At 70.8% G+C, this 4,873-nt stretch carries 4 protein-coding genes; all 4 read left to right on the top strand.

From position 1 onward, the window contains the following. Positions 1 to 158: 158 nt before the first annotated feature. Positions 159 to 1,040, top strand: a complete 882-nt coding sequence (gene ugpA, locus L2I40_RS19060) for a sn-glycerol-3-phosphate ABC transporter permease UgpA (protein WP_237216766.1) — start codon at positions 159 to 161, stop codon at positions 1,038 to 1,040. Between the two features lie 153 nt (positions 1,041 to 1,193). Then, complete coding sequence (gene ugpE / locus L2I40_RS19055) at positions 1,194 to 2,099, top strand: sn-glycerol-3-phosphate ABC transporter permease UgpE (protein ID WP_237216765.1); 906 nt, start codon at positions 1,194 to 1,196, stop codon at positions 2,097 to 2,099. Between the two features lie 2 nt (positions 2,100 to 2,101). Continuing rightward, the gene (gene ugpC / locus L2I40_RS19050) at positions 2,102 to 3,193 is read left to right on the top strand and encodes a sn-glycerol-3-phosphate ABC transporter ATP-binding protein UgpC (protein ID WP_237216764.1); all 1,092 of its coding nucleotides are present in this window, start codon (positions 2,102 to 2,104) and stop codon (positions 3,191 to 3,193) included. An 11-nt stretch (positions 3,194 to 3,204) separates the two neighbouring features. Further along, the coding region (locus tag L2I40_RS19045) for a glycosyltransferase (RefSeq protein ID WP_237216763.1) at positions 3,205 to 4,873 on the top strand (1,669 nt) is incomplete at its 3' end.

The following is a 4,873-nucleotide window of genomic DNA, read 5'->3' as shown; positions in this document are numbered from 1 at the left end:
GGTATTTCCGGGCGCCGGTGCCGGGGGGCTCAGCTGCCCCCCCCGCCGCCTCTCCCCCCCCCCGGGCCGGGGGGTCTAAGGGGGGCTGGAACGGCCCCCCTTTCCGCCCGGCAGGTAGGGTTGGTGTGGCGGCTACCTGACGGGCGGACATCAGGACCATGCGCAAGAAGGTGATCTTCAAGGGGGTGGCGCTTCCCTACCTCCTGCTGCTGCCCCAGCTGATCATCACCGGCATCTTCTTCTTCTGGCCCGCCGGCCAGGCGATCTACGGATCGTTCCTGCGCGAGGACGCATTCGGCCTGTCGCGCGAATTCGTCGGCTTCGAGAACTTCACCGACATCCTGCACGACCCGAACTACCTCGCGGCCGCCTGGAACACCGTGATCTTCTCGACCTCGGTCGCGCTGATCGCGCTCGGCGCGGCGCTGTTCCTCGCCGTGCAGGCGGACAAGGCGATCCGCGGCGCGAACGCCTACAAGACGCTGCTGATCTGGCCCTACGCCGTCGCCCCCGCGGTCGCCGCCGTGCTGTGGCTGTTCATGTTCCACCCGCAGATCGGCCTCTTCGGCCGCGCGCTGAACGGCATGGGCATCCGCTGGGACTACAAGGTCAACGGCGACCAGGCGATGCTGCTGGTCATCCTGGCCGCCGCCTGGAAGCAGGTCAGCTACAACTTCATCTTCTTCCTGGCGGGGCTGCAATCCATCCCGCGCAGCGTGCTGGAAGCGGCGGCGATCGACGGCGCGAAGCCGATGCGGCGATTCTGGACGGTGATCTTCCCGCTGCTCGCGCCGACCAGCTTCTTCCTGCTGGTCGTCAACATCGTCTACGCCTTCTTCGACACCTTCGGCATCATCCACGCGCTGACCCAGGGCGGCCCCGGCCAGGCGACGACGACGCTGATCTACAAGGTCTATGTGGACGGGGTGCAGAACCTGAACTTCGGCTCCTCCGCCGCGCAGAGCGTGGTGCTGATGGCGATCGTGATCCTGCTCACCGCCATCCAGTTCCGCTTCATCGAGCGGAAGGTACACTATTGATGTGCCCTCAGACGCCGGGCGCGGCCTCCGGCCGCTTGGCTTTCGCGCAGGCCGCTGGCACGCCCGGCAGCGCTGTCATGTGGTGCGCGGCGCGCATTCGCGCGCTCGGCCTGCCGAGGCGGGCCGCCGGTTCTGCATGGGGAGGTTAGCGCCATGCTGATGCGCGACCACACCGCCGAGGATCTGGCGCTCGCCCGCGCGACCGCGCGGCGCCAGGCGCGCAGCCGCTGGATCGCCCATGCGATCCTGGCATTCGGCGTGCTGATCTTCGCCTTCCCGATCTGGATCACCATCGTCGGCTCGACCCACGACGTGAACACGATCGGCCGCGGCGAGGTGCCGCTGTGGTTCGGCGGCGAGGCGATCGCCAACTACGTCTCTGCCTGGACCACGGGCGGCTCCGCCGTCCGCACCACCGGCGGGGTGCCGGCCTGGCTGATGCTGTGGAACAGCCTGAACATGGCCGTGCTGATCGCGGTCGGGAAGATCGCGATCTCGCTGCTCTCGGCCTATGCGGTGGTGTTCTTCTCCTTCCCCGGTCGGATGGTCTGCTTCTGGCTGATCTTCATCACGCTGATGCTGCCGGTCGAGGTGCGCATCATCCCGACCTTCGAGGTCATGGTGAACATGAACCTCATCAACTCCATGGCGGGGCTGGTGGTGCCGCTGGTCGCCTCGGCGACCGCCACCCTGCTCTTCCGCCAGTTCTTCCTGACCATCCCCGACGAGTATGTCGAGGCCGCGAAGATCGACGGCGCCGGGCCGCTCCGCTTCTTCAAGGACGTCGTGCTGCCGCTGAGTGTCACGAACATCGCGGCGCTCTTCGTCATCCTCTTCATCTACGGCTGGAACCAGTATCTCTGGCCGCTGCTGATCGTCTCCGACAAGGATCTCGAGACGGTGGTGGTCGGCATGACGAAGATGATCGGCAGCGGCGACGCGCAGAACGAGTGGAACGTCATCATGGCGACCGCCGTGCTCGCCATGGTGCCGCCCGTGCTGGTGGTGGTGTTCATGCAGCGCTGGTTCGTGAAGGGCCTGACGGAGACGGAAAAGTAGCCATGGCCACCCTCTCCCTCTCCTCGGTGAAGAAGCAGTTCGGCGCCACGCAGGTCCTGCACGGCATCGACCTCGAGGTCGCGGATGGCGAGATGATCGTCGTCGTCGGCGCCTCGGGCTGCGGCAAGTCCACGCTGCTACGCATCGTGGCGGGCCTGGAATCGCCCACCTCCGGCACGGTGCGCATCGACGGGCGCGACGTCACGCAGCTGGAACCCGCCGACCGAGACATCGCGATGGTGTTCCAGAACTACGCGCTCTACCCGCACATGTCGGTCTTCGAGAACATGGCCTACGGCCTGAAGATCCGCGGCCTGCCCATGCCGGAGATCAGGAAGCGCGTCGCCGAGGCCGCCGAGATGCTGGAGATCGGGCCCCTGCTCGACCGCAAGCCGCGCCAGCTCTCGGGCGGCCAGCGACAGCGCGTCGCCATGGGCCGCGCCATCGTGCGCGAGCCCAAGCTCTTCCTCTTCGACGAGCCACTCTCGAACCTCGACGCCAAGCTCCGCGTGCAGATGCGCGCCGAGATCCGCCGCCTGCAGAAGCGCCTCGGCGTCACCAGCCTCTTCGTCACCCACGACCAGGTGGAGGCGATGACGCTCGGTGACCGGCTGGTGGTGATGCATCGCGGCCGCGCCGCGCAGGTCGCCTCGCCGATGGAGGTCTGGGGCGTGCCGGCCGACACCTATGTCGCCGGCTTCATCGGCTCGCCCGCGATGAACTTCCTGCACGCCGAGGCCGCGCTCGGCGGCGCCGGCGCCACGCTCAAGGCCGGCCCCACGCTCCCCTTCGCCGACGGCCGGCGCGGCGCGGAGGACGGCACGAAGCTCGTGATCGGCATCCGTCCCGAGCATGTCGAGCACCGGCCGGAGCGCGACGACGCGCTGCCGCTCGCGATCGAGCTGGTGGAGCCTCTCGGCTCCGAGACGGTGATCCATGGCCGCCTGCCCGGCGGCGAGCTGCTGGTCGCGCGCCTGCCGCTGCCGGCCTCGGCGATCGGCGAGGTGCTGCCGGTCGGCCTGCCCGCCGCGGCCTGGCACGTCTTCTCGGCCGAGGGCGTGCGCCTGCCCGCCCGCGCGGCGGTGCACGCCTGACGGCTTCGGGGATGGATGGCGCGGAGACGCCCGCCGCCATCCTCGCGCGCGCCGACCGCCTGCGCGACGGCGGCGACTGGACGGCGGCGGAGCCGCACTACCGCGCCTATCTCGCGCTGCGCCCCGACCATGCCGCCATCCATGTCCAGCTCGGCCATGCGGTGAAGGCGGGCGGCGACGCGGAGGCCGCGCTCGTCCATTATCGCCGCGCCGCCACGCTCGACCCTGCGGACCCGGACCCGCTGCTGCAGGAAGGCCATGCGCTGCGCCTGCTCGGCCGAGGCGCCGAAGCCGCGCAGCTGTTCAGCCGTGCGCTCGCGCTCGACCCGGCTTCGCCCCAGGCTCGGCGCGGCATCGCGCTGTCGCGCCATCGCCTGGAGCCGCCATCCGATGCGCCGCTCGCGCCGCCGCATCCGGCGCCGCAGGGCCCGCCGACGCAACTCGCCTTCGACGTCACCGACCTGCTCGACTACATCCGCGATTCGCGCACGCCCACCGGCATCCAGCGCGTACAGGCCAGCCTGCTGCGCGAGATCCTGGCCCATCCCGCCCCGCCCGCGCCCGTCATCCTCGTCGGCTACGATCCTTCCGCCTGGCGGTGGTGGCATGTGGACGAGGCCGCCTTCCGCCGCATGCTCGAGCTTGCGCGCACCGGCGCCGAGCCCGGCGATCCCGCATGGCGCGCCGCCGTCGCCGGCCTGTCCGACCCGGACGCCCGCCCCGACGCGCCGGTCGCGGCGGGTGCGACGCTCACCAGCTTCGGCAATGCCTGGGGGATCGAGGATTATTTCCGCGGCCTGCGGCTGCTGCGCCGCCGGGTGCCGCTGCGCTACTGCGCCTTCCTGCACGACTGCATCCCGCTGCTGATGCCGGAGCATTGCGCCGAGATCACGCCGCCGCTCTATGCGCGCTGGTTCGCCTCGCTCGCGCTGCAGGCGGACCTGCTGATGGCGAATTCGCGCGCCACCGCGGCGGATGCGACGCGGCTCGGGGCCCCGCTCGGCCTGCGCCCCGCGCCGGCCGTTGTCCCGCTGGCCGTCGATCCGCCGCCCGACCCCGACGCCGCGAAGGCCGCCGCGGAGGCGCTCGACATCGAGGAGCCCGAAGCGGCCTTCGTGCTCTTCGTCGCCACGCTGGAGAGCCGCAAGAACCACCTGCTCGTCTTCCGCGCCTGGCTCGAATTGCTGCGCCGGCTGCCGGCGGCGCGCGTGCCGCGTCTGCTGTGCATCGGGCGCCCGGGTTGGAAGGCCGGCGCGGCGCTCGACCTGCTGGCGCGCAGCCCGGCGTTGCGCGCCAAGGTCTCGATCCTGTCCGGCGTGTCGGACCTTGCGCTGGCCGGGCTGACGTCGCGCTGCCTCTTCACCGTCTACAACTCCTTCCACGAGGGCTGGGGGCTGCCGGTCACGGAGAGCCTGGCGGCAGGCAAGGTCTGCGTCGTGCCGGCGCATACCGGCCTGCTGGAATCGGGCGCGCCTGGCGCCGTCTTCTTTCCCGCCGGCGACGAGCCGCGGCTGCTCGCGCTGCTCGAGCGGATGATCACCGATGCAGCTTGGCGCGCGGAGCAGGAGGCCGCGATCGACCGGCCGGCTGCGTCGCGGCCCTGGCGCGATGCGGCCGAGGCGGCGCTCGCGCATCTCGGCCGCGCGCATCCCGACGCCGGCCGGCCAGCGCATGCTCCGC

The sequence above is a fragment of the Falsiroseomonas oryziterrae genome, from assembly GCF_021864505.1.
In the GTDB taxonomy this organism is placed as follows: domain Bacteria; phylum Pseudomonadota; class Alphaproteobacteria; order Acetobacterales; family Acetobacteraceae; genus Falsiroseomonas; species Falsiroseomonas oryziterrae.
Note: the sequence above shows the minus strand (reverse complement) of the source record. Positions and strands in the feature narration are given on the sequence as shown.

What these genes read in the sequence shown, in the direction of transcription:
- ugpE (WP_237216765.1), top strand. Translation starts at nt 1,194, where the DNA reads ATGCTGATGCGCGACCACACCGCCGAGGATCTGGCGCTCGCCCGCGCG.
- ugpC (WP_237216764.1), top strand. Translation starts at nt 2,102, where the DNA reads ATGGCCACCCTCTCCCTCTCCTCGGTGAAGAAGCAGTTCGGCGCCACG.
- ugpA (WP_237216766.1), top strand. Translation starts at nt 159, where the DNA reads ATGCGCAAGAAGGTGATCTTCAAGGGGGTGGCGCTTCCCTACCTCCTG.